3 protein-coding genes and 1 pseudogene are annotated in these 2,955 nt (G+C 32.2%); 3 read left to right on the top strand and 1 reads right to left on the bottom strand.

Annotated elements, in window-relative coordinates; genetic code table 11:
- Window positions 1-308 (top strand): annotated as a pseudogene (locus CLRAG_RS16130) (uroporphyrinogen decarboxylase family protein); the annotation flags it as partial.
- A gap of 149 nt (window positions 309-457) precedes the next feature.
- Here the strand turns inward: CLRAG_RS16130 and CLRAG_RS16125 are convergent.
- Window positions 458-1,000 carry a TetR/AcrR family transcriptional regulator gene (locus CLRAG_RS16125; protein ID WP_065079336.1) on the bottom strand — a complete coding sequence of 181 codons (543 nt, stop codon included), beginning with the start codon at window positions 998-1,000 and terminating at the stop codon, window positions 458-460.
- Window positions 1,001-1,276: 276 nt separating this feature from the next.
- Here CLRAG_RS16125 and CLRAG_RS16120 point away from each other — a divergent pair, with 276 nt between their 5' ends.
- Both CLRAG_RS16120 and CLRAG_RS16115 read left to right on the top strand, forming a co-directional pair.
- Entirely contained in the window at window positions 1,277-2,557 is a 1,281-nt protein-coding gene (locus tag CLRAG_RS16120) for an efflux RND transporter periplasmic adaptor subunit (RefSeq protein ID WP_207644827.1), read from the top strand.
- Between the two features lie 19 nt (window positions 2,558-2,576).
- Window positions 2,577-2,955, top strand: a 379-nt coding sequence (locus CLRAG_RS16115) for an efflux RND transporter permease subunit (protein ID WP_167351584.1), incomplete at its 3' end; no start/stop codon positions are given.

The following is a 2,955-nucleotide window of genomic DNA, read 5'->3' as shown; positions in this document are numbered from 1 at the left end:
TGGTCCCATATATGATCGAAATGGGCATCGATATATGGCAAGGCGTTATGAACACTAATAACATTCCTGAACTAATCAAGCAATATGGTGGAAAAATATCCTTTATGGGAGGACTCCACAGCGGTTTGATTGATTTCCCGGATTGGACACTTGAAAATTGTATCAAACATGTGGAAGAAGCTTGCAAAGCTAATGGAAAGAAATACTTTATTCCATGCCTGACTGCGGGTTTACCTAAGGGATATTTCCCAAATGTATATGAGACAGTAAGTAAGGCAATAGATGAAATGAGTAAAAAAATGTTTTAAGCTACATAACTGAAATAAAACATTTTTCTTGTAAATAAAAAACATTTTGGATTAATGTTAGAAATAAATTAATCCAAAATGTTTTTTATGCAAAAAAGAACTTAAGGTACAAATATTAAGTATGGAATTGGTGCCGTAAAGTCTCTAATTTAAAGCATTTTAACAAGAATGGCAGCCATATCTTCAGAAGAAATAATCATGTCATCTTTCAACCACTGCTGTATTACTCCAATACAGCCTGATATAGCGAAAGGCATAACATAGTGAGCTTCTGCTTCTGAGGATGTATCGTCTAGGGGAATCTTGCAGTGCTTTATAGCATCTTTAAATTTTTCTATAAAAGCGTAGTTCCCATCATACCCCAAAAATATTTTAAACATTTCAGCATTAGCTTGTACAAACTCGAATAGATATACAAAAAAAGATAGTAAGTCATCATAGGTGGTAGCTTCCTTTGAAAATTTGTCATAAGCTTCACTGAAATCATTAACCAATTCAGTTTCTATCATATCTACCATATCAAATATGTCTTTATAATAAAGATAAAAAGTTGATCTATTAACATCTGCTAAGTCCGTAAGTTCCTTTACTGTAATATTATTAACTTTCTTTTTATACATAAGTTTTGTCAAGGCTTGAAGTAGAGCCTTTTTAGTTTTTCTCACACGCCTATCAAGTTTTTTTCCCTCCATAAAAAACCCTCCACAAAAAATATTTCAATAATTATTCAACATATGTCTATTATATGTTGAATAACCAACAAAAGGGCAATAGATTAATGATTGAAGTTATACAACACACATTTTATAATAAACGCATGTTGATAAAAATACAAGCGTCTTATCATTGATATTGTTTGTGTTAGTAGTCAATTCAAAATTAAGGATGATTCTCTGTTGTCACAGGAAATCTAAAAATCTACTGAAATTTTGAATTGTGAACGGTGTTTAAGCTAAAGGAGGTATAACATGAGGAAATTTATATATAAATTTAAGTATATTTGTTCAGCAGTAAAAAAATTAAATAAAAAAAAGAAAATAATTTGCATTTGCTTGGCTGTTGTTACTATAGCAGCATTAAGCACATATTTTATAATTGGTGGAAAATCTAATGAGGAAAAAACGTATGCAAGGAGTTATCCAGTAAAGACTTTAGAAATTAAGAGTGGGAGTTATCCTATGTCACTGCAATATCAGGGGCTAACTGGAGGTAGTGAAGTTAGAAAATTATCCTTTAAAAGTTCAGCTAAGATTTTAAAAATATATATATCTAAAGGCCAGCATGTAAAAAAAGGTGACAAGCTGGTAGATCTTGATAAAAGCGATCTTAATTTTGCAGCACAAGCTGTTAAGTCTCAAGTTGATGCTGCTTCTGCACAGTATAATAAGGCGGTAAACGGTGCACAGCAGGAAGATGTAAGTAAAGCACAGATAGCAGTTAAAAATGCACAAGACAGTAATAATTATTATAAAGATTTGTATGATAAGTACTGTAAACTAAGTGGTTCAGGGGCCATTTCGAAACAAGAATTAGATGATGTCAAGTTACAATTAGACAATTCTCAGAATGCATTAAATAGTGCAGAGCAGAGCCTTGAACAAGTGCAAAAAGGTTCTAGAGATGAAGATAAAAAGGCACTGTTAGCACAATTAAATGAAGCAAAAGTAAATTACGATTCAAAAGAAAATTTAATTCAAGATGCCTCTATGGCAGCAGACCAAAATGGATATGTGGTAGATGTACTGGGTAAAGAAGGAGAAATGCAGCAGGCAGGAGATCCGGTAGTTTTGTTTAGAAGTGAAAATGAAGTTATTACAGTTGGACTTTCAGATGATGATGTAAAGAAAGTAAAAGTTGGCACAAATGCAAAGGTAAAAATAGGGGATGACAGTGCAGAAGGTCAGATCATAAATGTAGTTCAAATGGCTGACAGTAAGTCTGGAACATATAGTGCAGAAATTAAACTTTCAAAACCGATAGATAATAATAAATATTATATAGGAGAAACAGCAGCAGTTTATATAGATATGGGAGATAAAAATGTAATATCAATTCCAATTAGTTCTGTTTTAAATGATGGCGAAGATTATGTTTATGTGATTGAAAATGGACATGCTGTTAAGAAAAATATAACTTTAGGTGATACTGATGAAGATAAAGTTTCAGTGGACGGTTTAAAAAGTGGAGATGAACTCGTAGTTGAAGGAATGAAAAGCCTAAAGTCAGGATATAAAGTTACGGTTAAATAAAGGAAGAGGAGAATATAATATGGGATTAATTAAGGCAGCTATAAAAAATAAAAAGATTGTATTATTCCTGGTGGCTATAGTTATAATTGGTGGCTTTTACTGTTATAGTGGTATTTCAAAACAGGAAACCCCGGATGTTGCATCTCCAGCAGCTATGATTACTACGGTTTATCCAGGTGCCTCATCTAGTGATATAGAAAAGTTAGTTACCAAAAAAGTTGAACAGAAAGTTGAAGAAGTTGATGGATGTGATTATGTAGAATCTTATTCAGAAAGCAATGCATCAATAGTTATCATATATTTAAACAATGATGCTGATCAAGATAAAGCCTGGAGAGATTTAAGAGACAAAGTAAAGGATTTAAAGTCTGATCTTCCAAATGGATGTAATGATAGTG

This window comes from Clostridium ragsdalei P11 (assembly GCF_001675165.1).
GTDB classification, from domain to species: Bacteria; Bacillota; Clostridia; order Clostridiales; family Clostridiaceae; genus Clostridium_B; species Clostridium_B ragsdalei.
This window is presented reverse-complemented; position numbering and strand designations above follow the sequence as displayed.

What these genes read in the sequence shown, in the direction of transcription:
- CLRAG_RS16125 (WP_065079336.1), bottom strand. Translation starts at nt 1,000, where the DNA reads ATGGAGGGAAAAAAACTTGATAGGCGTGTGAGAAAAACTAAAAAGGCT.
- CLRAG_RS16120 (WP_207644827.1), top strand. Translation starts at nt 1,277, where the DNA reads ATGAGGAAATTTATATATAAATTTAAGTATATTTGTTCAGCAGTAAAA.